Source organism: Stenotrophomonas maltophilia group sp. LNF247, assembly GCF_054083135.1.
In genome coordinates this window covers 21,093-44,596 of the sequence record NZ_JBSRQL010000010.1, presented here as the reverse complement: position 1 = coordinate 44,596, position 23,504 = coordinate 21,093, and the positions used below count along the sequence as shown (strand labels likewise).

Here is a 23,504-nt window from a genome sequence, read left to right as displayed (position 1 = left end):
ATTAGATATCCAGAACCTGCGGCTGCTGTGCGGCGTGCGGATGCTCAGTGCCGGCGTAGACCTTGAGCTTGCGGTACATCTGGCGACCCAGCGGGCCCTTCGGCAGCATGCCCTTGACGGCGATCTCGATCACGCGCTCCGGGTGGCGCTCCAGCGCCTGGGCCAGGGACTCGGTCTTCAGGTTGCCGATGTAACCGGTGAAACGGTGATACATCTTGTCCTGCAGCTTCTTGCCGGTGACGGCAATCTTTTCTGCATTGATGACGACCAAGTAGTCGCCGGTATCAACGTGCGGGGTGTAGACCGGCTTGTGCTTGCCACGCAGACGGCGGGCCAGCTCGGTGGCGAGACGGCCCAGGGTCTTGCCCTCGGCGTCGACGAGGTACCAGTCGCGCTGGACGGTCTCGTTCTTGGCAGTGAAAGTGCTCATGAAGAACTCTAGGTTAGGTCGGGCTCATTGCGGCGAAAGGCTCGCCGGAACTCTGCCACGCGTTGTGAAAAGGTGAAGCGCAAGAGGCGGGATTGTACTGGCCTTGCCAGCCACTTGCAAGTGGACCGTCAGGCCGGGTTGGCACGGACGCAGGGCCGGGCGAGAATCGGGGGGACTTCCGCCCCACCGCGTACTGCCATGACCGTGCTCCGCCAGACCACCCCGCTGGACCACCTGCTGACCGAGGCGCAGCGCGCCCTGGACACGGTGTTCGGCAACCCACCGGCGGCCCGCCCCTACCCGGCTGCGGAGACCGACGAGCCCGGCATGGGCAGCGCCGAGCGCCGCCATGCAGCCGGCCTGATGCGGATCAACCACGTCGGCGAAGTCTGCGCGCAGGGCCTGTATTTCGGCCAGGCCGCCGTGGCCCGCGACCCGGCCACGCGTGAACACCTGCTGGAAGCGGCCCAGGAAGAGACCGACCATCTGGCCTGGTGTGCCACCCGGCTGGCCGAACTGGACAGCCGTCCCAGCCTGTTCAACCCCCTGTGGTACGCCGGCAGCTACACGATCGGCACCCTGGCCGGGCTGCGCGGCGACGGCTGGAACCTGGGCTTCGTGGTCGAGACCGAGCGCCAGGTGGAAGCCCATCTGGACGAGCACCTGGTCAATCTGCCGCCCGGCGATCTGCGCAGCCGCGCGGTCATCCAGGTGATGAAGGAGGACGAGGCCCGCCATGCCGAGCACGCCGAGCAGGCCGGCGCACGCCGCCTTCCGTTCCCGATTCCGGGCGCGATGGCACTGGCCTCCAGGGTGATGAAGACCATCGCTTACCGCATTTGAACGGCCGCCCGCACCAACCGTGCGGGCCTACCAGGAGGTGCGGGGGGGGCCGACGGTGGGGGCCGACGGTGGGGGCCGACGGTGGGGCCCGACCGTTGGTCGGGCCATCAATCAGTTCGGCGACACCAGCTTCAGGCCGATCACGCCGGCCACGATCAGGCCCACGCAGGCCAGGCGCGCCGGCGATGCGCTGTCGTTGAACAGGTAGATGCCCAGCACCGCCACACCCATGGCACCGATGCCGGTCCAGATCGCATAGGCCGTGCCGACCGGGATGCTCTTCATCGCCTGGCTCATCAGGTACAGGCTGATCAGGGCGGAGACCACCGTAGCAACGGTGGGCAAGGGTTTGCTGAAGCCTTCCGAGTACTTCATTCCGAGGGCGAAACCGATCTCGAACAGGCCGGCCAGCAGCAGGTAGATCCAGGGCATGGGTGGGGGCTCCTTACCTTTTTGGGAAAAAACGAAACGGCCCGGTGTTTTCACACCGGGCCGTGGGTCGGTACATCACCATGGAGCAAATCGCGCGTGCGACGCCAGTTCCACGGGGCGGGTCGTCCCGCCTGGGTGGCGATGCCTGCGGGCATCGCACATGGGGCTTACTCGGACAGGTTCCGGCCGTGGAACAACTCTTCGATCTCGCGCTTGAGCAGCGCCTCGATCTTCATGCGCTCCTTGAACGACAGGTTCCTGGCCTTTTCCTCGAACAGGTACTGGTCCAGGTCGAAGTCCTTCAGGTGCATCTTCGTGTGGAAGATGTTTTCCTGGTAGACGTTGACGTCGAACATCTCGTAACGCGACTTGATGTTCTTGGCCAGGAAGTTCTGGATCGAGTTGATCTTGTGGTCGATGAAGTGCTTCTTGCCCTTCACATCACGGGTGAAGCCACGGACGCGGTAGTCCATGATCACGATGTCCGATTCCAGGCTCTCGATCAGGTAGTTCAGGGCCTTCAGCGGGGAAATGACGCCACAGGTGGCCACGTCGATGTCCGCGCGGAACGTCGCGATACCTTCCTGCGGATGGGTCTCCGGGTAGGTATGGACCGTGATGTGGCTCTTGTCCATGTGCGCGACCACGGCGTCGGAGATCAGCTCCTTGCCGGCCAGCTTCTTGTCGATCACCGGTTCTTCGGAGATCAGGATGGTCACCGAGGCACCCTGCGGGTCGTAGTCCTGGCGGGCCACGTTCAGGATGTTGGCGCCGATGATCTCGGCGACATCGGTCAAGATCTGAGTCAGCCTGTCGGCGTTGTACTCTTCATCGATGTATTCAATGTAACGCTGACGCTCCTCTTCGGTGCGCGCGTAACACACGTCATAGATGTTGAAGCTCAGCGCCTTGGTGAGGTTGTTGAAACCCTGCAGCCTCAGGCGAGGCAACGGCTTGACCACGGCGGTCGATTCCTGTGTAAGAAGGGAAAGGGGGAATTATGGGGCAAACTGCCCCCGGGGGGAACGTGAAGAGCGCTCACATCTGGCACACTGTTTGCCCTTAACAATTGCGCTGGTTAAGCTCCGCTATCGACCCCGTGAATCCGTTCATGCGCAGAGGGAGCGCTCCTATCGTGTCAACCGTGCGCCTAGCTAGCAGTCCACTGGCCCTGGATATCGCCACAATCGATCGTTTCCTGGCGCACAGCCACAGGCGGCGATACCCCACCCGTACCGACGTCTTCCGGCCCGGGGACCCGGCGGGAACCCTGTATTACGTCATCAGCGGCTCGGTTTCGATCATGGCCGAGGAAGATGACGATCGCGAGCTGGTGCTGGGCTACTTTGGTGCCGGCGAATTCGTCGGCGAGATGGGCCTGTTCGTCGAATCGGACCGCCGCGAGGTGATCCTGCGGACCCGCACCGCCTGCGAGCTGGCTGAAATCAGCTACGAGCGCCTGCATCAGCTGTTCCTCGGCCCGCTGTCGGCCGATGCCCCGCGCCTGCTGTATGCGCTGGGCCAGCAGATTTCCAAGCGCCTGCTCGACACCAGCCGCAAGGCCAGCCGCCTGGCGTTCCTGGACGTGACCGACCGGATCGTGCGCACCCTGCACGACCTGGCGCAGGAACCGGAGGCGATGAGCCATCCGCAAGGCAGCCAGCTGCGTGTATCGCGCCAGGAGCTGGCGCGCCTGGTCGGCTGCTCGCGCGAGATGGCCGGCCGCGTGCTGAAGAAACTGCAGACCGACGGCCTGCTGCATGCCCGCGGCAAGACCGTGGTGCTGTACGGCACCCGTTGACCGTTGAGCACCCGGTGGGTGCGGACCTTGGTCCGCACTCCCTGGCGCGCTAGGCTCGGTGCATGGAGCTGAGCAGCGAATTCTGGTGGTTCATCCTCATCGGCCTGGGCGCACAGCTGGTCGACGGCGCGCTGGGCATGGCGTTCGGCCTGGTGTCCTCGTCGGTGATGCTGAGCATGGGCCTGCCGCCGGCGCAGGTCAGCGCCAGCATCCACACCGCTGAAGTGTTCACCACGGGCGCCTCGGGGGTGTCGCACCTCGCAGCCGGAAATGTCGATAAACGCCTGTTCCTGCGCCTGGCCCTGCCCGGCGCAGTGGGCGGCGCCATGGGCGCGTACGTGCTCACGCAGCTCCCGGGCGAGATCATCCGGCCACTGATCTACCTGTACCTGCTGGTGCTGGCGATCATCATCCTGGCCCGCGCCGCTGGGCGCTGGATGCCCAAGGGCGAGATCCGCCGGGTGCCGGTGCTGGGCTTCTTCGCCGGCCTGCTCGACGCCAGCGGCGGCGGTGGCTGGGGGCCCATCGCCACGTCCACCCTGCTCGCCCGGGGCGGCCAGGCGCGCACCACCATCGGAACAGTCAACGCGGCCGAGTTCGTGGTCACGTTGACGGTGTCAGCGACCTTCCTGTTGTCGATGGGCGTGCAGCACCTGCAGATCGTCGCCGGCCTGCTGATCGGCGGCATGATGGCCGCGCCGGTGGCGGCGATCCTGGTCAAGCGGGTGAAGGAGCGCTGGGTGCTGGTGGCCGTGGGCGTGCTGGTGCTGGGCATCAGCCTGTTCCAGATCGGCCACGCGGTGTACGGGCACCTGGGGCGCTGAGCGCTTGCCGGCCAGCGGCCGGCACTACCGGACGGAGAAGCGCCGGCACAACCGCGACGGAGAAGGGTAGTGCCGGCCGCTGGCCGGCAGATCCGTCATCGTGCGATGGGGTCGGAGGCCCTACGCGGATCTGACCCCGGGCTACGCCTTGTCACCGCCGCGGTCAGCGCAGCCCCAGTTGAGGATGCGGGTGCCGGCGGGCAGCACGCGGCGGAAGAACGCCACCCGGCCCGGCTTCGGGTTCACCACCACCGGTGCCTTGGCCGCCAGCAGCAGCGGCAGGTCGGCGGTGCTGTCGGAGTAGGCGATATCGATATCGCCGTAGCCGCGCTCGCGCAGCATGCGCATTTTCTCTTCGTTGTGGCAGTGACGGGTTGGACCGACGCCGCCCAGCCGTGGGCCGACCTCGGTACCGATCACCGGCACATCCTGATGGGCCACGAAGGCCAGGATCGCGCGTGCAAGCTCCGGCGGCGCACCTGTGGCAACCACCACGCGGTCGCCCTTGGCCCGGTGCGCGGCGAACACCTCCAGCGCCTGCGGCAGCAGCTTGGCGCGCATCTGCGCCTCGTTGCGCAGCACATAGGCGTCGATCACCTTGTTGAAATCGCGCGCACGGTGCAGGCCGAAGCTGCCGATCCACACGTAGACCGAAATGCCGGCACGACGGGTCGGCAGCAGCGCCACCATCGGCCCGGCGATCGGCGTGACCAGCAGCGCCGCCAGCATGCGCAACGGGTTGCGCTTGATCAGCGAGGCGAACAGATGGGTGCCCGAATCGCCGTCGTAGAGGGTGTGGTCGAAGTCGAAGACCACCAGCGGCGCATCCTCGCGCGGCGTCGGATAGTGCGTTTTCATGCCGCGAAGAATAGCTGACGCAGGCCCTCGCCCGGCTCTTCCACGCGCATGAAGGCCTCGCCCACCAGGAACGCGTGGATGCCGGCATCACGCATCAGCGCCACGTCCTGCGGCCCCAGGATGCCACTCTCGGTGACCAGCAGGCGGTCGCGCGGCACGGCCTGCTGCATGTCCAGCGTGGTCTGCAGCGACACCTCGAAGGTGCGCAGGTTGCGGTTGTTGATGCCGATCATCGGTGCCGGCACCTGCAGCGCACGCTCCAGTTCGTCGATGTCGTGCACTTCCACCAGCACGTCCATGCCCAGCGACAGCGCCAGTTCGGACAAGGTGGCCAGCTGGGTGTCGTCCAGCGCGGCCACGATCAGCAGGATGCAGTCGGCGCCCAGCACGCGCGCTTCGTACACCTGGTAAGCGTCGATCACGAAGTCCTTGCGCAGCACCGGCAGCGTGCAGGCCTCGCGGGCCTGCTGCAGGTAGGCGTCGGCACCCTGGAAGAAGTCCACGTCGGTCAGCACCGACAGGCAGCTGGCACCGCCGAATTCGTAGCTGACGGCGATGTCGGCCGGGCGGAAGTCCGGGCGGATCACACCCTTGGATGGGCTGGCCTTCTTCACCTCGGCGATCACCGCCGGGTCGCCATTGGCCACCGCCGCCTGCAGCGCGCGCACGAAGCCGCGTACCGGCGGGGCGCTGGCCGCGGCGGCCTGCAGCTCCTCAAGCGGGCGCTGGGCGCGGCGCTGGGCCACTTCTTCGGCCTTGCGGGCCAGGATCGTCTGCAGGATGTCGCTCATCGTCTTCGGGTCGGTGCGGGGGCGGTGAGGACGGCCATTATCGGGCCATCGACGGGGTCAGGCTGAACCGCGCGCTCAGGCAACCAGCGCGCGGGTGGTTTCAATGTACTGCTGCAGGCGCTGGCGGGCGCTGCCATTGGCGATGGCGGCACGGGCACGGGCCAGGCCATCGCCGATATCGCTGGCCACGCCGGCAACGTACAGGGCGGCACCGGCATTGAGCGCCACGATGTCCAGCGCCGGGCCCGGCTCGTTGTCCAGCACCGCGCGCAGCATCTGGATGGACTGTTCCGGGCCGTCCACGCGCAGGTTGCGGCTGGCCGACATGGCGATGCCGAAGTCTTCCGGGTGGATCTCGTACTCGCGGACCTTGCCGTCGCGCAGCTCGCCCACCAGGGTGCCCGCCCCCAGCGAGATCTCGTCCATGTTGTCGCGGCCCCAGACCACCATCGCGCGCTCGGTGCCCAGTTCGCGCAGCACGCGGGCCTGGATGCCCACCAGATCGGGATGGAACACGCCCATCAGCACAGACGGCGCGCTGGCCGGATTGGTCAGCGGGCCGAGGATGTTGAAGATGGTGCGCACGCCCATCTCGCGGCGTACCGGCGCGACCACCTTCATCGACGGATGATGGATCGGCGCGAACATGAAGCCGATGCCGGTCCGCTCGATGGCCGCGGCCACCTGATCCGGCTGCAGTTCGATCACCGCGCCCAGCGCTTCCAGCGCATCGGCACTGCCGGACTTGGACGACACGCTGCGATTGCCATGCTTGGCCACGCGCGCGCCGGCGGCGGCCGCGACGAACATCGAGCAGGTGGAGATGTTGAAGGTGTGCGAGCCATCGCCACCGGTACCGACGATATCAACCAGGTTGGAGGTATCGGCCACCGGCACTGGCCGGGCGAATTCACGCATCACGGTGGCCGCCGCGGCGATTTCGTCCACGGTCTCCTTCTTCACGCGCAGGCCGGTGAGGATCGCGGCGGTCATCATCGGAGACACATCGCCGCGCATGATCTGCCGCATCAGGTCGACCATTTCGTCGAAGAAGATTTCGCGGTGCTCGATGGTGCGATGCAGGGCTTCCTGGGGGGAGAAGCTCATGGGTATGCTCCTTGGATCAGGCCGCCGGGCGCTGGAGGAAATTGCGCAGCAGCGCGTGGCCGTGTTCGGTGAGGATGGATTCGGGATGGAACTGGACGCCTTCCACCGGGAACTGGCGGTGGCGCAGGCCCATGATCTCTTCGATCGAGCCGTCCTCGTTCTCGGTCCAGGCGGTCACTTCCAGGCAGTCGGGCAGACTGTTCTTGTCCACCACCAGCGAGTGGTAGCGGGTGGCCTGGTAGCGGTCCGGCAGGCCGGCGAACACGCCCTTGCCTTCATGTCGGATCGGCGAGGTCTTGCCGTGCATGATGTTGCCGGCGCGGATGACGGTGCCGCCGTAGACCTGGCCGATGCCCTGGTGGCCCAGGCACACGCCGAGGATCGGCGTGGTCGGGCCCAGGCGTTCGATCAGCTCCAGCGAAACGCCCGCTTCGTTGGGGGTGCACGGGCCGGGCGAAATGACGATGCGCTCGGGCTTCTGCGCGGCGATCTCGTCCACGCTCATCACATCGTTGCGCACCACCTTCACTTCGGCGCCCAGCGTCTGCAGGTACTGCACGAGGTTGTAGGTGAAGCTGTCGTAGTTGTCGATCATCCACAACATGGTCAGGTTCCGTCGCTTATCAGGAAAATGGCGTACACGTTTTCGGTGTAGGTGATGGGGCCGGCTTCAATGGATTCGGGCTCAGCGGGCGCGGGCGCGGAGGCGGGCGCGTAGCTGCCGGTCACCGAGATCCTGTCGAGGTCCCCGCCGTCCTCGCCCTGCTGGGGCCATTGCCCGGCCCGGATGCCGTAGGCGAAGTCCGGCGCCACATCGGAGATGCTGTACAGGCCACGCACTCTTGTTCCATAGGCCTTGGCCAGGCCCTGCGCGGACTCGCGGGTCTGGGCCGCTGCCTCGCCCTTGAGTTCGCGGCGCAGCGCCACTTCGCCCGAATAGGTCGGCGCCAGGCTGCTCACCTGTACGTTCTCGTTGGCCTTCAACGCCCCCAGCACATCCTGCATCGCCTTCACGCTGGCGAAGCTGGCACGCAGCTGGCGCGATACACGGGTACCGATGAAGACCTGCCGGTTCTGCTCATAGAGCGTGGCCGGGCCGATCCGCAGGTTGTCCGCACGCACGCTGCCGTCCACCGCCTTGTGCTGCTTGAACAGTGCCAGCACGCGGGCAACGTTGTCCTGCACGCGGCGGCGCGCGGCGTCGGCGTCCATGTCGGTCTCTTCGATGTTCAACTGCAGGCCGAACCGGTCCGGCATCACCGTGCGGCTGCCCTGCCCCTTCACCAGCAGGTGCGGCTGCGAGGGAATCGTGTTGGCCTGCGCCCACGCAGACGGGGCCATCGTGGCCAGCAGTGACGACCACAGCAATGCGCTCAGCAGCTTCATGCGGTACTCCTTGTCTTGAATGGGAACAGCGGAAGGTGCCGCGGCGCAGGCCACGGCACGGGGAGGATCACAGGCCCTTGGCGGCCTGGGCGACGGCGCGGAACAGCGCGCGGCCCTTGTTCATCGTCTCATCCCATTCCTTGTCCGGGTCCGAGTCGTAGACGATGCCGGCGCCGGCCTGCACGTACAGGCGGCCGTCCTTGATCACCGCGGTGCGGATCGCGATCGCGGTATCGGCATCGCCGTGCCAGCCGATGTAGCCGATGCTGCCGGCGTAGACATTGCGCTTGATCGGTTCCAGCTCGCGGATCACTTCCAGCGCGCGGATCTTCGGCGCGCCGCTGACCGTGCCGGCCGGGAAGGTGGCACGCAGCACGTCGGCATAGCTCAGGCCCGGCTGCAGCTGCCCGGTCACTTCGCTGACGATGTGCATCACGTGGCTGTAGCGTTCGATCACGAACTGCTCGCCCACCTCCACGGTACCTGCCTTGGAGACGCGGCCGGCATCGTTGCGGCCCAGGTCGATCAGCATCAGGTGCTCGGCGCGTTCCTTCGGATCGGCCAGCAGCTCGGCTTCCAGCGCCAGGTCCAGCTCGGGCGTGGCGCCACGCGGGCGGGTGCCGGCGATCGGGCGCACGGTGACTTCGCCGTCCTGAAGGCGTACCAGGATTTCCGGCGATGAACCGACCACCTGCAGGTCGCCGACATCCAGGAAGTACATGTACGGCGACGGGTTCAGTGCACGCAGCGCGCGGTACACATCCACCGGGCGCGCCTTGAACGGCACGCTCAGGCGCTGGCTGAGCACCACCTGGAAGATGTCACCGGCGCGGATGTATTCCTTGCTGCGCTGGACCGCATCGACGAAGCCTTCGCGGGTGAAGCCGGAGACGAAGTCGGACTCGTCCAGCACGTCGCTGTTGAGCGGTGCGGGATAACCGGCGCCGGGCGCGCGCAGCTTGGCAGTCAGCGCATCCAGGCGTGCCTGGGCCTGCTCGAAGGCGCCCTCGACCCGTGGGTCGGCGTGCACGATCAGGTACAGCCGGCCCTTGAGATTGTCGAACACCGCCAGCTCGTTGGAATCCAGCAGCAGGATGTCCGGCGTGCCCAGCTCATCGCGGCCGGCCGGCGGGGCCAGGCGCGGCTCGATGTAGCCGATGCACTCGAAACCGAACCAGCCGACCAGGCCACCGGTGAAGCCCGGCAGGCCTTCCAGCTTCGGCACCGAGTGGGCGCTGCGCAGCGCCTCGACTTCGGCGAACGGGTCGGCCACCTCGCGGGTGTCCACCACCTGGCCGTCTTCGCGCACAGTCAGCGTGTGGCCATGGAAGGCGTACACGCGACGCGCCGGCAGGCCGATGATCGAGTAACGACCAAAGCGCTCGCCGCCTTCGACGGATTCAAACAGGTAGGTATTGGGGCCGTCGGCGAGCTTCAGATAGACCGAAAGCGGCGTGTCCAGGTCGGACAGCACTTCACGGACGACGGGAATGTGGGTGTGGCCTTCAGCGGCCTGCTGCTGAAACTGAGCGTGCGAGTTCAAGACGACTTTCCTTCCGGGACACAGCGTTATGGGGGCGGACGACGGCAACGGGCCACCATCGCCACCAACGGCGTGCGGAAGAAAGGGTATGCGGGGTCGTCAGGCTGGACACCCCCTGACTGTATCGCAGCCGGGGCGGGAGGGGAACCCTGGGAAACTGAACCACGGGAAAGCACAGGGCTCATGGCGGGGACCGGTGGGGGACCGGCGCGGGAACCGGTAGAGTCGACTGTTAGTCGACTTGCGCGCGTAGCGCGGGATTTTACGCCGTCGGAACGAAAAGCAGTCGACTAACAGTCGACTCTACCTCCCCTACCCAGCCAGCAACGGGCAACCGACCGGCAGGTGCATGCGCACCCTGCCCGGCACGCACGCGATGCGGAACTGGCGGGCCTGGACTGGTTCGCCGTCCAGGTTGAGGGTCAACGGGCGCTCGGACTCCACCTGCAGCCACGGCAGCCGCGCACGCGTGGCCAGCTGTTCCAGCGCCGCCTGGGTGCCCGACTTCAGCATCTGGCCGAGCGTGGCGGTGACCTCACCCTCCAGTTCCGGAAGCACGGTGACATCCAGCAGCCCATCGTCGATCACGGCCTGCGGGCACAACTGCTGGCCACCGCCGGCCTGGCGACCATTGCCGATGCCCAGGGCGATGAAGTCGCCTTCCCAGGCGAAATCCGGGCCGGACAGGCGCGCGGTGATCGGCTCGATGCGGCCCAGCTTGGCGATGCCGGTGATCACATAGGCCAGCCCGCCCAGCATCTTCTTCAGGCCGGCATCGGTCTCCACCGTCACCTGGGTGCCGAAGCCACCGCTGGCGAGATTGGCGCACCACCATTGCGTGCCATCGGCGTCCACGCGCAACAGGTCAATGGCGTGCGGCGTCGCCTGCCCGATCAAGGCGAAGGCCTCCTTCGGCTCAGTGGGAATGCCGGCAGCAGTCGCGAAATCGTTGGCGGTCCCCATCGGAATCAGCGCCAGCGAGGGCAGCGCATCTGCCGGCTCCTCACGATGTGCCAGTGTCTCGGCCACCGCACTGAGCGTGCCATCGCCACCGGCGGCCACGATCACGTCCACGCCATGATCGATCGCCTCGGCCACGTAGCGTTCGGCGTCACCGTCTTCCCAGGTCACCCGCACTTCCAGCTGCACGCCCTGTCCGCGCCAATGGCCGACGGCGTCGCGCAACTCATCGTTGCCGGCGGATTTGCCGTTGAGGATCAGGCGCCAGCGCGGGGTGGTCATGCAGAGCTTCCAGGGATGCGGTGGCACAGGCTAGCAATGCGCTGTTTTCCCGCGGTGAATGTCACGCAGATGTCATTCAGCTACCGGAGAATGGGAGTCCATAGCAGGGACGACGGATGGAGGCAGGATCAGCCTCCCACGCATGCAGCGAGGCCACGCCAGTGATTGGCGTGGCCTTTTTTTTGCCGGCCGTAGATCCACGCCATGCGTGGATGCATTTCACGTCAACCGTTGGCGAAATCGTGCAGCGCCTGGCCCTGCAGCCGGTACACGGTCCACTCGTCCTGCGGCTTTGCGCCGGCGGCGGTGTAGAACTCGATGGCCGGGGTGTTCCAGTCCAGCACCGACCATTCGAAACGACCGCAGCCTTCGGCCACGGCCTGGCGGGCGATGTACTTCAGCAGTGCCTTGCCGGCGCCGCCGCCGCGCTTCTCCGGGCTGATGTAGAGGTCTTCCAGGTAGATGCCCTTGCGGCCCAGCCAGGTGGAGTAGTTGTAGAAATGCACCGCATAGCCGATGGCCTCACCGTCGGCTTCGCAGATCAACGCGCGGGCAGTCGCATCGGCACCGAACAGGCTTTCGGCAATACCGATCTCATCGGTCTGCACCGAATGCTCGGCCTTCTCGTAGATGGCCAGTTCGCGGATGAAGCGCAGGATCAGGCCAGCGTCGGCCACGGTGGCCGGGCGGATGTTCAACACGGCCACCGTACCCATGGCTCAGCCCCTTGCCGCAGCAACGTTCGCGCGCATCTGCGCGATCACGTCCTGGTAGCTGGTCCTGGCGTTGAAGATGGCCGAACCGGCAACGAAGGTGTCAGCGCCGGCGGCGGCGATCTCACCGATGTTGTCGGCTTTCACGCCACCGTCGATCTCCAGGCGGATGTCCTTGCCGCTGGCATCGATCATCTTGCGCACCACGCGCAGCTTGTCCAGCGCCGAGGGGATGAAGGCCTGGCCGCCGAAGCCCGGGTTGACCGACATCAGCAGCACCAGGTCCAGGTCATCCAGCACCCAGTCGAGGATGTCCACCGGGGTGGCCGGATTGAGCACGATGCCCGGCTTGCAGCCCAGCGAGCGGATCAGCTGGATGGTGCGGTGCACGTGGCGGCTCGCCTCCGGATGGAAGCTGATGTAGGTGGCACCGGCCTCGGCGAAGTCCGGGATGATGCGGTCCACCGGCTCGACCATCAGGTGCACGTCGATCGGCGCGGTCACGCCGTGCTTGCGCAGCGCCTGGCAGACCATCGGGCCGATGGTCAGGTTCGGCACGTAGTGGTTGTCCATCACGTCGAAGTGGACCCAGTCCGCGCCAGCGGCGAGGACGTTGTCGACTTCCTCGCCGAGACGGGCGAAGTTGGCAGAGAGAATGGACGGGGCGATGAGGCAGTTGGACATGGCCGGGGCCTTCGGAACGGGGAAAGGATTCTCCCGCCCGCAGGCGGGACTGTCGGATCAGCGCTTGCGCAGGGTCTTGATGCGGTCGTAGGCGGCGTTGATGCGCCGCGACTTCTGCTCGGCCTGCTGCTGCAGCTCGGGGGCGGCGCCGCCAAGCTTGTCGGGGTGGTACTGCGAGATCAGCTTTCGGTAGGCGCGCTCGATCTCGGCATCGGTGGCCTCGGAGGTCAGCCCCAGCTCCCGGTACGGGTTCTCCTTGTTCAGGCGGAACCAGTCCGAATCAAAGGCATGGCCGATCATCAGGCCGACTACCGCGCCGAACAGCGGATTGGGCCGGAACAGCAGGGCCCCGGCGATGAAACCGAGCAGTTTTCCGTACCAGCGCATGGCGCCCCAGGGTCGACCGGCGAAATGGATGCTCATTTTACGTCACAGCGGGCCCGGACCGCTTTACACTAGGCCGCCCGCTGGTCAGCGGGCCCGCCGGGTCCGCTGGGCAGCCGTATCGACAACGCCCCAGGAGTGCCCGTGCCAACCACGCTGTTGCAATCCGATCTCCCCGGCCTGCCCTTGCGCCATCGCGGCAAGGTGCGTGATGTGTTCGATATCCCGCGCGAGCGGCTGCCTGCAGGGACCCCGCCGGGCGACTACCTGCTGATGGTGGCCACCGATCGCCTGTCGGCGTTCGACGTGGTCCTGCCCGACCCGATCCCGGGCAAGGGCGAGATGCTCTGCCAGGTCTCCAACTTCTGGTTCGCCAAGACCGCGCACCTGATGCCCAACCACCTGACCGGCATCGACGTGGCCAGCGTGCTGCCCGAAGGCGTGGACCCGGCCCTGTATGCCAAGCGCGCGGTGGTCACCCGCAAGCTGAAGCCGGTGCCGGTGGAAGCGATCGCCCGCGGCTACCTGATCGGCAGCGGCTGGAAGGATTACCAGCGCACCGGCAAGGTCAGCGGCATCGATCTGCCCGACGGCCTGCGCCAGGCCGAGCAGCTGCCCGAGCCGATCTTCACCCCCTCGACCAAGGCCGCCGTCGGCGACCACGACGAGAACATCGATTTCGACGCGATGGTGAAGCAGGTCGGTGCGGACCTGGCCGAGCGCGTGCGCGACGCCACCCTGCGCATCTACAAGTTCGCCGCCGATTACGCCCGCGAACGCGGCATCCTCCTGGCCGATACCAAGTTCGAGTTCGGTACCGACGCCGATGGCCGCCTGTACATCATGGACGAGATGCTGACGCCGGATTCCTCGCGTTACTGGCCGGCCGACGAGTACGAAGTGGGTACCAGCCCGCCGAGCTACGACAAGCAGTTCGTGCGCGATTACCTGGAGACGCTGGACTGGGGCAAGACCGCCCCGGGCCCGACCATCCCGGGCGAGATCATCGAGCGCACCCGCGCCAAGTACGCCGAGGCGCTGCAGCGCTTGGCCGGGATCAGCGTCGACTGATCCGCCTGCGCCCCCGGCCGGACAGGCGGGGGCACTCTGAAGGGGTAGTGCCGGCCGCTGGCCGGCAACCTCGGCGAATCCGCAGCCAGGCATGGCCTGGCTCTGGTAGTGCCGGCCGCCGGCCGGCAACCTCATGAACTCGGCTATGCTCTGGAGTGCCGGCCAGCGGCCGGCACTACCGTTGTCCGAGGAAGCAACGCAGCATGCAGACATCCACCGAGCTTGCGCGGCCGATCGACCGCTATTTCGCCAGCTACTCCGACGACCACCGCAATGTGATCAACCAGCGCATCCACGTGGTGGCGGTTCCGGCGATCCTGTGGTCGGTGGTGGCCCTGCTGTGGTGCCTGCCGCCGCTGATCACCTGGTTCCAGTACGGCATCTGGTCGGCGTTCGCGATGTTCAGCGCCTGGTGCTTCTACAACAAGCTGTCGCGCCCGCTGGGCATCGGCATGCTCATCCAGTTCTTCGTGTTCGGCTGCCTGTGCCGCCTGCTGGAAGCCGAAATCGGCCTGCAGGCCCTGCGCTGGCTGGCGGTGGGCGTGTTCGTGGTGGCCTGGATCGCGCAGTTCATCGGCCACAAATTCGAGGGCCGCAAGCCCAGCTTCCTGACCGACCTGACCTACCTGCTGATCGGCCCGGCCTGGGTGATGGCCAAGTTCTACCGCAAGCTGGACTGGCGCTACTGACCTGGCGGCGGCCGACAGCGGCCGTCGTTTCCTGAACGGGCAGATTCCGTCACCCGTAGTCCACGGGAGCCCTGCCAGCCTGCGACGGTGATCCGCTCCCCATTGCCCGCCCGTCGACGGCAGCCCCTGTGCGACAGGGCCTGCGGTCTCCCTGCGGGGGCGTAGGGCGTCCCCAGAGGGCAAGCGAGGAGAACACGCAGGAACGCGATGTTGCGTCGCAGAAAATATGAATCACCGGACGTTACATGCAATTGATCGCTGTTCGATGGGTTTCAGCGACATTTCGCAGCCTGTTATCCTCCCTGACCTGCTCGTGAATCATGGATTCCCTGCATGCTCCCCAGCCTGCCCCTGCTGCTGGCCCTGCCGTTCCTGATGGCAGCGGCTGTTGCGGCCTTCCCCCGTAGTTCGCGCTCGACTGCTGCCTGGCTGGCGGCGCTGGCGCCGTTGGGCGGGCTGGCCATACTCGGCTGGCTCACGCCGTCCGTGCTCGATGGCCAGGTGGTCCGCACCCTGGTGCCCTGGCTGCCGCAGATCGGGCTGGACTTCACCCTGCGCCTGGACGGGCTGGCCTGGATGTTCGCCGGGCTGGTGCTGGGCATCGGTGCGCTGGTGGTGCTGTATGCACGCTACTACCTGAGCCAGCAGGACAACGCGCACCGCTTCTACTGCTACCTGCTGCTGTTCATGGGCGCCATGCTGGGCATGGTGCTGTCGGGCAACCTGCTGTTGCTGATGATCTTCTGGGAAATGACCAGCATCAGCTCGTTCCTGCTGATCGGTTTCTGGTCACATCGCCAGGACGCCCGCGAGGGCGCGCGCATGGCGCTGGTGATCACCGGCGGCGGCGGCCTGGCCCTGCTCGGTGGCGTGCTGCTGATCGGCCGCATCGTCGGCAGCTTCGACCTGGACGTGGTGCTGGCCGCTGGCGAGCAGATCCGCGCCAGCGCGCTGTACCCGTACGCGCTGTTCCTGGTGCTGGCGGGCATCTTCACCAAGAGCGCGCAGTTTCCGTTCCATTTCTGGCTGCCGCACGCGATGGCCGCGCCCACTCCGGTCTCTGCCTACCTGCACTCGGCCACCATGGTGAAGGCCGGTGTGTTCCTGCTGGCGCGCCTGCATCCAGCGCTGGCCGGCAGCGACCTGTTCTTCTACACGGTCAGCGGCATCGGTGCGATCACCCTGTTGATCGGCGCCTGGAACGCGATCTTCCAGCACGATCTGAAAGGCCTGCTGGCTTACTCGACCATTTCCCATCTGGGCCTGATCACCCTGCTGTTCGGCCTGTCCACGCCGATGGCGGTGGTGGCCGGTGTGTTCCACATCCTCAACCACGCCACCTTCAAGGCCTCGCTGTTCATGGCCGCCGGCATCATCGACCATGAGACCGGCACCCGCGACATGCGCAAGCTGGGCGGCCTGCGCAGGCTGATGCCGTTCACCAGCGCGCTGGCAATCATTGCCTCGCTGGCGATGGCCGGCATCCCGCTGCTCAACGGCTTCCTGTCCAAGGAAATGCTGTTTGCCGAGGCGATCACGGCCGGCGGCCCGGGGATCATGCGCACGGCGGTGTCGATCGCCGCGCTGCTGGCCGGCGTGTTCGGCGTGGCCTACAGCCTGCGCTTCGTGCACGACACCTTCTTTGGCCCCGGCCCGCACGACCTGGATCGCGTGCCGCATGAGCCGCCGCGCTGGATGAAGGTACCGGTGGAACTGCTGGTGGTGATCTGCGTGGCAGTAGGCATCGCCCCGGCACTGACCGTGGCGCCGGTGCTGCATGCCGCTGCGGCGTCGATCCTCGGCAGCGCCATGCCCGAGTACAGCCTGGCGGTATGGCACGGCTTCAACCTGCCGCTGGCGATGAGCGCGATCGGCGTGATCGGCGGCGTGGCGCTGTACTTCGGCCTGCGCAAGCTGATCAACCTGCACGCCGTGACCAACGTCAGCACTGGCCGCAATGTGTTCCATGCGCAGCTGGATGCCGTGTCCGCACTGGCCATGCGCCTGACCAACGGCATCGCCAACGGCAGCCTGCAGCGCATGCTGCTGGGCCTGGTGCTGGTGGCGATCACAGTTGCCGCCGCGCCGTTCGTGGCAAATCCGGCCTCGCCGAACTGGACCGCGCCGCAGCCGGTTCCCTTGCTGGGCTGGGCGCTTTGGCTGGTGATGATGGCCTGTGCGGTCGCCACCCTGCGCATCTACAAGCAGCGCCTGCTGGCGGTGCTGCTGGTCGGCGGCGTCGGCCTGATGGTGGCGCTGACCTTCGTGTTCCTGTCCGCACCCGACCTGGCCCTGACCCAGCTGCTGGTGGAGATGGTCACCCTGGTGCTGATGCTGCTGGGCATGAACTACCTGCCGGCGCAGTCCGGGCCGGAACGTCCGCGCTGGCGCAAGCGCCGCGATGCGGTGATCGCGATCATCGCCGGCGCCGGCCTGGGTGCGCTGGCCTATTCGGCGATGACCCTGCCGCCGAACACCATGGCCGGCGAACTGCTCGCCCGTGCGTTGCCCGAGGCCTATGGCCAGAACGTGGTCAACGTGATCCTGGTCGACTTCCGCGGCTTCGATACCTTCGGCGAGATCACCGTGTTCGGCATCGCCGCGCTGGTGGTGCATGCCCTGCTGCGGCGCACGCGGATGGCACCGGAGCAGATCATGCCCGGCCCTCCGATCAAGCTGCCGGTACCAGCCGACCTGGCCCAGATCATGTTCCCGCTGACCCTGACCGTATCGATCTTCCTGTTCCTGCGCGGCCACAACGCGCCGGGCGGTGGCTTCATCGCCGGCCTGGTGCTGGCGGTGCCGCTGCTGATTCAGTACGTGATCCAGGGCACCGCATCGGTGGAGTCGCGCTTCGGCTTCGACTACATCCGCTGCATCGGCATGGGCCTGCTGATCGCCCTGCTCAGCGGCAGTGCCTCGATGCTGTTCGGCGTGCCGTTCCTCACCAGCGGCCACCTCGATCTGCACCTGCCGCTGATCGGCGACGTGCCGCTGGCCAGTGCGATCGGTTTCGACATCGGCGTCTACCTGGTGGTGTTCGGCGGCGCCATGCTGATGCTGTCGATGATGGGCACGATCAAGCCCTCGCGTACCCGCACCGCCCGCAAGGGCGAGATCGACCTGCAACGCCGTTCGGCCCGCACCGGGGAGATGCACTGATGGAACTGGCCCTTGCGACCGCGATCGGCGTGCTGACCGCCATCGGCATCTACCTGCTGCTGCGCGCGCGCAGCTTCGATGTGATTCTCGGCATGACCTTCCTGTCCTACGCCACCAACCTGCTGATCTTCGCCGGTGGCCGCGTGGTGCTGGGCAAGGCGCCGGTGCTGCAGGAGGGCGTGGACAGCCACCTCGGCAACTACACCGATCCGCTGCCACAGGCGCTGGTGCTGACCGCGATCGTGATCGCCTTCGCGATGACCGCAGTGAGCATCGTGCTGGCCATGCGCAGCCGCAGCGACAACCACAGCGACCATGTGGACGCCCACGAGCCCGACGATGACCTGCAGGATGAGCGCGTGCCGCCGCGCCAGGGCGAGGACCGCGCATGAACCACCTGGTGATCCTGCCGATCCTGATTCCCCTGCTGGGTGCTGCACTGTCGCTGTTCGTCGAACACCGTCGCTACGGCCCCAGGGTGCAGCGCGCCGTCGCGTGGACCGCGCTGTCGGCGCTGGCGCTGGCGGTGGGCCTGCTGTTCGCGTCGACCGCGGGCGGTGACATCAATGTCTACCTGCTGGGCGACTGGCCGTCGCGGCTGGGCATCGCGCTGGTGGCCGACCGGCTGTCGGCGTGGATGCTGCTGACCACCCTGCTGCTGGCCATTCCCTGCCTGCTGCACGCCTGCTCGGGCTGGGACCGCCGCGCACCGCACTTCCATGCGCTGTTCCAGTTCCAGCTGGTCGGCCTCAACGGTGCGTTCCTGACCGGCGACATCTTCAACTTGTTCGTGTTCTTCGAGGTGATGCTGATCGCCTCCTACGGCCTGCTGCTCAGCGGTGGCCGCGGCCTGCGCATGCGCATCGGCCTGCACTACGTGGTGTTCAACGTCACCGCCTCGACCCTGTTCCTGATCGCGCTGGGCCTGCTGTACGCCACGCTGGGTTCGCTGAACATGGCCGAGCTGTCGCAGCGCATCGCCGAAATACCGCCGGCGCAGCTGACCCTGGTGAAGGCGACGATGGGCCTGTTGCTGCTGGTGTTCTGCGCCAAGGCCGCGCTGATGCCGCTGTACCTGTGGCTGCCGGAAGCCTATTCGCGTGCGCCAGCAGCGGTGGCTGCGCTGTTCGCGATCATGACCAAGGTCGGCCTGTACTCGGTGCTGCGCATCCAGATGCTGTGGTTCGGCGATGACGCAGGCGCGATGGCCGGCTATGGCCGCGACTGGCTGCTGTGGGCCGGCGTGGCGACGCTGGTGCTCGGTGGCCTGGGTGCACTGGCCGCGACCCGCCTGCGCGTCCTGATCTCGTACCTGGTGATCGTGTCGGCGGCCACGCTGTTCATCGCCTTCTCGGTGGGCACGCCGCAGGTACTCTCAGCGGGCCTGTACTACCTGCCGCACAGCAGCTTCGTCGCCGCCGCGCTGTTCCTGATCGCCGACCTGATCCGCCGTCGTCGCGGCGGTGCCAGCGACCGCAAGGAAGTGGTGGCACCGATGCCGGGCAAGGAAACCCCAGCGGTGCTGTTCCTGATCGGGGCAGTGTCGGTGGCCGGCCTGCCGCCACTGTCCGGCTTCCTGGCCAAGGCCGCGCTGCTGGCCGGCATGCCGGCGCAGTACACCGGGCCGGTCTGGACCGCCGTGCTGGTCAGCAGCCTGCTGGTGATCATGGGCCTGACCCGCGGCGGCATCCGCCTGTTCTGGCGCGTGCCGCCGGTCGATCCAGAAGCACCGAAGCCGCGCAAGGCTCCCCTGCGCCGGGTAGAGCTCTACGCCGCCTGCCTGCTGCTGGCCTACGGCATCGGCATGACCCTGGCCGCTGCACCGTTGATGCGCTACACCGACGCCACCGCCGCACAGCTGCTGCATCCCAGCGAGTACGTGCAGCAGCTGCGCGCGACCACGCCGGAGATCCGCCAGCCATGACTGCCCAGCACTCCCTGTTCCGTCGCCTGATTCCCTCGCCGATGCTCAGCATCATGGTGGTGGCGTTCTGGCTGCTGATGTCCGACAGCTTCACCCTCGGCCAGATCGTGCTGGGGCTTGTGCTGGGCGTGGTGGTGCCGCTGTTCGCCGCGCGCCTGGACCGCGAGTTCGCGCGCATCGGCACCCTGCGGCCGCTGCCCAGACTGGTGTGCGTGACCCTGTGGGACATCCTGATGTCCAACATCCGCGTCGCCCTGCAGGTGCTGGGCCCGGAAAAGAACATCCACCCGGGCTTCATCTGGCTGCCGCTGGACATCGCCAACATCCACGGCATCGCCGCGCTGACCAGCATGATCACCCTGACCCCGGGCACGGTCTCGGCCGCGCTCAGCGACGACCGCAAGTTCCTGCTGGTGCATGTGCTGCACCTGGAGGATCCACAGGACCTGATCGATACGATCAAGCGCCGTTACGAGGCGCCGTTGATGGAGATCTTCCCATGACCGGTTTTGAAGTCATCCAGACCACCCTGGTGGTGTGCATGCACGTGGTCGGCCTGGCCATGCTGCTGGCCACCTGGCGCCTGCTGCGCGGGCCGACCGTGCCCGACCGCATCCTCGCACTGGACACCCTGTCGGTGACCGCGATCGCCGAGCTGATGCTGTTCGGCATGTACCTCAATTCACCGATCTACTTCGAGGCGGCGTTGATCATCGCCATGCTCGGCTTCGGCAGCACCGTGGTGCTGAGCAAGTTCGTGCTGCGCCGGGACATCGTCGAATGATCACTGCCATCCAGATCGGCCTGTCGATCCTGCTGCTGTTCGGCTGCTTCTTCATCCTGGTGGGCGCACTGGGCCTGGTGAAGCTGTCGACCTTCTTCAAGCGCCTGCACGCGCCGACCAAGGCCAGCACGCTGGGCGTGGGCTGCGTGTTGGTGTGCTCGGTCTGCTACCACATCTTCCTCGGCCAGGACCCGCAGCCGCGCGAGCTGCTGATCACCGTGTTCCTGTTCATCACCGCACCGATCAGCGCGCACATGATGGCCAAGGCCGCGCTGTCGCTGCTGATGGAGACCCGCCCCACCCTGCCGGGCAACGAACGTGCCGCCGAGGAGCAGCTGCCACCGCCGGAGCCGGTGCGGGAAGAAGAAACCACGCAGAACCGGTAGAACCGGCCGCTGGCCGGCAATGTGACGCCCCGTAGGTGCCGACCGCTGGTCGGCACGAACAGCAGCCAAGCATGGGCTCGGCTCTACAGCGCCGGTGCGCCGACCAGCAGCAGTTCCAGCACGAACCAGCCGACAAACGCGACCAGCAGGATCACACCTTCGCCGCGGCTGATCTTCAGGTCGCCACGCAGCATCGGGTACAGCACCAGCGCGAACGCCAGCAGCGCCGGCAGTTCCAGGCGCACGAACGAGGCCGGCAGCGCCAGCGGCTGCAGCACGGCCATCGCACCGATCACCAGGAGCAGGTTGACCACGCTGGAACCCAGCACGTGGCCCAGCACCATGTCGCCATGCCCGCGACGCGCGGCGGCGATGGCGGTGGCCACTTCCGGCAGTGCGGTACCGATCGCCACCGGCAGCAGGCCGACCAGCAGCGGCGTCCAACCCAGGGCGACGCCAAAGTCGGCGGCGGCGCCCACCACCAGGCGCGCGCCCCAGTACAGCGTCAACGCGGCAATCAGCACGCGCAGCACGTTCAACGGCAGGCTGGTGCGGCTCAGTGCGGACTCGGCGATGGCCACCTGCACCTCCGCGCTCTCGCTGCGACCACGGCGCAGCAGCAGCACCTGCACCACGATGAAGCCGGCCAGCAGTATGCCGCCCTCCCAACGTGCCAGGCCGCCATCAAGCCCGAACAGGATCAGCAGCACACCTGCCGCCAGCAGCGACCACCACAGCACCGTCTGCAGGCGCGCGCGCAGCAGCAGGGGCGCAGCCATGGCCGCCACGGCCAGGGTCAGGCCCAGGTTGGTGATGCTGCTGCCGACCGCATTGCCCAGCGCCAGTTCTGGCTGGCCCACCGCCAGCGCGCGCGCGTTGACTGCCAGCTCCGGCAACGAGGTGGCCACCCCGAGCAGCAGCAGCCCGGCAGTGAATGGGCTGGCCCCGAAACGCTGGGCCAGGCCGGACACGGCCTTGACGATGGAGTCCCCGCCCAGCGCCAGCAGCAGCAGGCCGAGCAGGAACCAGGCAATGGCAATGGCGATCATCGAGCACTCCCCCAGCGGTGGTGGCGCGATTCTACGCGTGGCCCGAGCGCATGGCTCGGCGGTGGATCAAGGATCAGCCACAGCCTTCGGCGTAATCGACCTGTGGGGTCTTGCCGACGCGCCAGGCACTGACCCGACCATCAGCGCCGAGCGCGAAGTCGATGACCGCACCACCCTCCTGCGCCGGGCGCACGCGCAGGTGCTGGGCCTTCTCGTCGTACTTGTCAGGGCCGACATCGGCCCGCTCCGGGTACAGCACCTGCAGCTCACCCAGGGTCATGCCGACCTTGCCGCCGCCTGGTGCGGTGATGGCGGCGCTGCGCACGTCGTAGCGCACCAGCTTGCGGCCTTCGATCATCAGGCGCGGATCTTCGGCATCCTGCGGGCGCAGGAAGTAGCAGCCGTCGTTGCTGTCGTCAGCCGGCAGCGGCTTGCCGGCCGCATCGGTGCCCAGACCCTGCAGCGGCGTGCCGAAGCCGGCACGGACCTCGGCGATGCCGGCACCCAGCTTTGCCCCAGCGAAGCCATCCAGGCGCGCGGGACTGTCCTCGCGAAGGTCGTTGGCGGGGCGGGTTGCCAGATCAGGATCGGCCGACTGCGCTGGCCCGGTCGCCGAGGCGGTTTCCGCCGGGGTGTCGCTGCCGCTACCGGCCGCCCCCTGCTTGTCAGGGCCCGCACTGCAGGCGGCGAGCGAAAGGAGCAACAGACCAGCAATCGGGAGGTGCTTCATCGGTGCGGTTCCCTGGCACGAAGATGGCTGCACGCTAACCCATCCGGTGTGCAGGCGCTGCATTGTCATCGCGGTTTCATCGCCCTCGTTCAGGCTCGGCGAGCACCGATCTGGCCGTCCCTTCCATGCAACCGCGCAAGACCGATCTCGCCCGAACCGCGCTGCAGGCCCACCGCGCGCCGCTGGACATGCGCCAGCGCCGGCTGCTGATCCTGTGCGACGGCCAGCGTACCGTCGCCGACCTGACCGGTCTGCTTGGACAGGATGCGCCGGCGATGGTCATCCAGCTGGTGCAGGCGGGCTATCTGGCGACCGGCACGGCAACGGCGGCGGCACCCCCTCACGCCGCTGCCGAACCGGCCAATGCGGCGCTGGTGAAGGTGCCAACGAACGCCAGCGCCACGCCGGTCGAACGTCGCCGTTCGCTGGTGGCAGCGCGCATCTACCTGCTGGGTATCCTGGAAATGCAGCGGCATCCGCAGGCAGCGGCACTGTTCCGCGATCTGCAGCAGGCGCGTGCGGAGGATGAGGTGCTGCAGCGGCTGCAGTCGGCGATGCAGCTGCTGCCCGCGCTGACTTGGGATGGCTATTGCCAGCGCGTGCGCCAGCGCCTGCTGGAGGCGTTGCCGCGGGAGCATTGCGACGCCTTCGCCGAGGTGGCGTAAGCGCAG

The 23,504-nt window shown here is 67.1% G+C and carries 27 protein-coding genes; 12 read left to right on the top strand and 15 right to left on the bottom strand.

The window, feature by feature from the left end:
• Position 1: 1 nt before the first annotated feature.
• On the bottom strand, positions 2–430 hold the full coding sequence (rplM, locus tag ACTXG9_RS11675; protein ID WP_005414692.1) for a 50S ribosomal protein L13: 429 nt from the start codon (positions 428–430) through the stop codon (positions 2–4).
• A 198-nt stretch (positions 431–628) separates the two neighbouring features.
• On the opposite strand from rplM, the gene coq7 reads away from it, so the two are divergent.
• On the top strand, positions 629–1,273 hold the full coding sequence (gene coq7, locus ACTXG9_RS11670) for a 2-polyprenyl-3-methyl-6-methoxy-1,4-benzoquinone monooxygenase (protein WP_058978875.1): 645 nt from the start codon (positions 629–631) through the stop codon (positions 1,271–1,273).
• Positions 1,274–1,384: 111 nt separating this feature from the next.
• Here the strand turns inward: coq7 and ACTXG9_RS11665 are convergent, their stop codons facing one another.
• Positions 1,385–1,705 carry a DMT family transporter gene (locus tag ACTXG9_RS11665; protein WP_005419816.1) on the bottom strand — a complete coding sequence of 107 codons (321 nt, stop codon included), beginning with the start codon at positions 1,703–1,705 and terminating at the stop codon, positions 1,385–1,387.
• A 167-nt stretch (positions 1,706–1,872) separates the two neighbouring features.
• Positions 1,873–2,667 carry an adenosylmethionine decarboxylase gene (gene speD, locus ACTXG9_RS11660; protein ID WP_019661504.1) on the bottom strand — a complete coding sequence of 265 codons (795 nt, stop codon included), beginning with the start codon at positions 2,665–2,667 and terminating at the stop codon, positions 1,873–1,875.
• A gap of 149 nt (positions 2,668–2,816) precedes the next feature.
• On the opposite strand from speD, the gene crp reads away from it, so the two are divergent.
• Both crp and ACTXG9_RS11650 read left to right on the top strand, forming a co-directional pair.
• The gene (crp, locus tag ACTXG9_RS11655; RefSeq protein WP_010482649.1) at positions 2,817–3,506 is read left to right on the top strand and encodes a cAMP-activated global transcriptional regulator CRP; all 690 of its coding nucleotides are present in this window, start codon (positions 2,817–2,819) and stop codon (positions 3,504–3,506) included.
• 62 nt (positions 3,507–3,568) lie between these two features.
• Positions 3,569–4,330, top strand: coding sequence for a sulfite exporter TauE/SafE family protein (locus ACTXG9_RS11650; RefSeq protein WP_456115781.1), 762 nt, complete (start codon positions 3,569–3,571; stop codon positions 4,328–4,330).
• Between the two features lie 141 nt (positions 4,331–4,471).
• Here the strand turns inward: ACTXG9_RS11650 and ACTXG9_RS11645 are convergent, their stop codons facing one another.
• The 10 genes from ACTXG9_RS11645 to ACTXG9_RS11600 all read right to left on the bottom strand — a co-directional run bounded on the left by ACTXG9_RS11645 (position 4,472) and on the right by ACTXG9_RS11600 (position 13,041).
• Positions 4,472–5,188, bottom strand: a complete 717-nt coding sequence (locus tag ACTXG9_RS11645) for a haloacid dehalogenase-like hydrolase (protein ID WP_021202670.1) — start codon at positions 5,186–5,188, stop codon at positions 4,472–4,474.
• The gene (gene trpC, locus ACTXG9_RS11640; RefSeq protein ID WP_019661507.1) at positions 5,185–5,979 is read right to left on the bottom strand and encodes an indole-3-glycerol phosphate synthase TrpC; all 795 of its coding nucleotides are present in this window, start codon (positions 5,977–5,979) and stop codon (positions 5,185–5,187) included. Before trpC ends, ACTXG9_RS11645 begins: the two co-directional genes overlap by 4 nt.
• Before the next feature lie 75 nt (positions 5,980–6,054).
• A complete protein-coding gene (trpD, locus tag ACTXG9_RS11635) occupies positions 6,055–7,086 on the bottom strand; it encodes an anthranilate phosphoribosyltransferase (protein ID WP_019661508.1) in 1,032 nt (343 codons plus the stop codon).
• A 16-nt stretch (positions 7,087–7,102) separates the two neighbouring features.
• The gene (locus ACTXG9_RS11630) at positions 7,103–7,690 is read right to left on the bottom strand and encodes an anthranilate synthase component II (RefSeq protein ID WP_019661509.1); all 588 of its coding nucleotides are present in this window, start codon (positions 7,688–7,690) and stop codon (positions 7,103–7,105) included.
• A gap of 2 nt (positions 7,691–7,692) precedes the next feature.
• Positions 7,693–8,472 carry an SIMPL domain-containing protein gene (locus ACTXG9_RS11625; protein WP_456115782.1) on the bottom strand — a complete coding sequence of 260 codons (780 nt, stop codon included), beginning with the start codon at positions 8,470–8,472 and terminating at the stop codon, positions 7,693–7,695.
• 67 nt (positions 8,473–8,539) lie between these two features.
• Entirely contained in the window at positions 8,540–10,015 is a 1,476-nt protein-coding gene (gene trpE / locus ACTXG9_RS11620; protein ID WP_014648670.1) for an anthranilate synthase component I, read from the bottom strand.
• Positions 10,016–10,327: 312 nt separating this feature from the next.
• Positions 10,328–11,257: a lipid kinase YegS gene (gene yegS / locus ACTXG9_RS11615; protein ID WP_019661512.1), complete on the bottom strand. Its 930-nt coding sequence runs from the start codon at positions 11,255–11,257 to the stop codon at positions 10,328–10,330.
• 224 nt (positions 11,258–11,481) lie between these two features.
• Entirely contained in the window at positions 11,482–11,964 is a 483-nt protein-coding gene (locus ACTXG9_RS11610) for a GNAT family N-acetyltransferase (RefSeq protein WP_134735182.1), read from the bottom strand.
• A 12-nt stretch (positions 11,965–11,976) separates the two neighbouring features.
• Positions 11,977–12,654 carry a ribulose-phosphate 3-epimerase gene (gene rpe / locus ACTXG9_RS11605; RefSeq protein WP_006474082.1) on the bottom strand — a complete coding sequence of 226 codons (678 nt, stop codon included), beginning with the start codon at positions 12,652–12,654 and terminating at the stop codon, positions 11,977–11,979.
• A 57-nt stretch (positions 12,655–12,711) separates the two neighbouring features.
• Complete coding sequence (locus tag ACTXG9_RS11600) at positions 12,712–13,041, bottom strand: J domain-containing protein (RefSeq protein ID WP_456115788.1); 330 nt, start codon at positions 13,039–13,041, stop codon at positions 12,712–12,714.
• Between the two features lie 141 nt (positions 13,042–13,182).
• On the opposite strand from ACTXG9_RS11600, the gene ACTXG9_RS11595 reads away from it, so the two are divergent.
• The 8 genes from ACTXG9_RS11595 to ACTXG9_RS11560 all read left to right on the top strand — a co-directional run bounded on the left by ACTXG9_RS11595 (position 13,183) and on the right by ACTXG9_RS11560 (position 21,054).
• Entirely contained in the window at positions 13,183–14,109 is a 927-nt protein-coding gene (locus tag ACTXG9_RS11595) for a phosphoribosylaminoimidazolesuccinocarboxamide synthase (RefSeq protein ID WP_167693003.1), read from the top strand.
• A 203-nt stretch (positions 14,110–14,312) separates the two neighbouring features.
• Positions 14,313–14,798: an Mpo1 family 2-hydroxy fatty acid dioxygenase gene (locus ACTXG9_RS11590; protein WP_021202665.1), complete on the top strand. Its 486-nt coding sequence runs from the start codon at positions 14,313–14,315 to the stop codon at positions 14,796–14,798.
• A gap of 333 nt (positions 14,799–15,131) precedes the next feature.
• Complete coding sequence (locus ACTXG9_RS11585) at positions 15,132–17,960, top strand: monovalent cation/H+ antiporter subunit A (RefSeq protein ID WP_171952554.1); 2,829 nt, start codon at positions 15,132–15,134, stop codon at positions 17,958–17,960.
• Entirely contained in the window at positions 17,960–18,352 is a 393-nt protein-coding gene (locus tag ACTXG9_RS11580) for a Na+/H+ antiporter subunit C (RefSeq protein WP_005419863.1), read from the top strand. Before ACTXG9_RS11585 ends, ACTXG9_RS11580 begins: the two co-directional genes overlap by 1 nt.
• The gene (locus ACTXG9_RS11575; RefSeq protein ID WP_111103650.1) at positions 18,349–19,884 is read left to right on the top strand and encodes a monovalent cation/H+ antiporter subunit D; all 1,536 of its coding nucleotides are present in this window, start codon (positions 18,349–18,351) and stop codon (positions 19,882–19,884) included. The genes ACTXG9_RS11580 and ACTXG9_RS11575 overlap by 4 nt, the downstream gene beginning before the upstream one ends.
• Positions 19,881–20,387, top strand: coding sequence for a Na+/H+ antiporter subunit E (locus tag ACTXG9_RS11570; protein ID WP_021202662.1), 507 nt, complete (start codon positions 19,881–19,883; stop codon positions 20,385–20,387). The genes ACTXG9_RS11575 and ACTXG9_RS11570 overlap by 4 nt, the downstream gene beginning before the upstream one ends.
• Entirely contained in the window at positions 20,384–20,668 is a 285-nt protein-coding gene (locus ACTXG9_RS11565; RefSeq protein WP_005411334.1) for a K+/H+ antiporter subunit F, read from the top strand. Before ACTXG9_RS11570 ends, ACTXG9_RS11565 begins: the two co-directional genes overlap by 4 nt.
• Positions 20,665–21,054, top strand: coding sequence for a Na+/H+ antiporter subunit G (locus tag ACTXG9_RS11560; RefSeq protein ID WP_012481450.1), 390 nt, complete (start codon positions 20,665–20,667; stop codon positions 21,052–21,054). Before ACTXG9_RS11565 ends, ACTXG9_RS11560 begins: the two co-directional genes overlap by 4 nt.
• A gap of 83 nt (positions 21,055–21,137) precedes the next feature.
• Here ACTXG9_RS11560 and ACTXG9_RS11555 read toward each other — a convergent pair whose 3' ends face one another.
• Together ACTXG9_RS11555 and ACTXG9_RS11550 are read right to left on the bottom strand one after the other, a co-directional pair.
• Entirely contained in the window at positions 21,138–22,103 is a 966-nt protein-coding gene (locus ACTXG9_RS11555; protein WP_021202661.1) for a sodium:calcium antiporter, read from the bottom strand.
• A gap of 73 nt (positions 22,104–22,176) precedes the next feature.
• A complete protein-coding gene (locus tag ACTXG9_RS11550) occupies positions 22,177–22,833 on the bottom strand; it encodes a hypothetical protein (protein WP_021202660.1) in 657 nt (218 codons plus the stop codon).
• A gap of 125 nt (positions 22,834–22,958) precedes the next feature.
• Between ACTXG9_RS11550 and ACTXG9_RS11545 the strand changes: the two genes are divergently transcribed.
• Positions 22,959–23,498, top strand: coding sequence for a hypothetical protein (locus ACTXG9_RS11545; RefSeq protein WP_456115783.1), 540 nt, complete (start codon positions 22,959–22,961; stop codon positions 23,496–23,498).
• Positions 23,499–23,504 lie beyond the last annotated feature (6 nt).